Raw genomic sequence first — 648 nt, forward strand, 5'->3', positions numbered from 1 at the left:
TATCGCATTTTAATGACAGCTGCTAATAAAAAGTTAATAAGTGCTGAACACGTTTTCGTGGATTCCACACATGTGAAAGCCAGTGCGAATAAACGGAAATTTGAAAAGAAAATCGTTCGTAAAGAAACACGAGCGTATCAAGGACGTCTTCAAGAAGAAATCAATCAAGATCGTGAAAACCATGGAAAAAAGCCTTTTCCACCAGATAAATTTGATAAAGAAGAGACCAAAGTGATTWAAGAAAGTAYAACGGATTCTGAGAGTGGCTACTATGTGAAAGATGAACGAACAAAACAGTTTGCCTATTCATTCCAAGCGGCCTCAGAGCGCAACGGTTTTGTATTGGGAATGAATGTAACACCTGGAAATACACATGACAGTCCAGATCTTAGARCCACTAGTTGAAMAAGTGATTGAGAAAGTTGGAAAACCGTAAGCCGTTGCCGCAGATGCAGCTTATAAAACACCAGCGATTACAAGCTACCTATTTAACAAAGAAATCATACCCGCTTTACCTTATACACGTCCTCGCACCAAAGAAGGATTTTTCCGCAAACAGAACTATGTATACGATGAACATTTTGATTGTTACCTTTGCCCTTCAGGCGAAACTTTAAAGTACTCAACAACAAATAAAGAGGGCTATCG

At 38.8% G+C, this 648-nt stretch carries 1 pseudogene; it reads left to right on the plus strand.

The window, feature by feature from the left end:
• Positions 1 to 648: pseudogene (locus AC1DVB_RS27820) on the plus strand (transposase); the annotation flags it as partial.

This window comes from Peribacillus sp. P4_D6 (genome assembly GCF_056401795.1).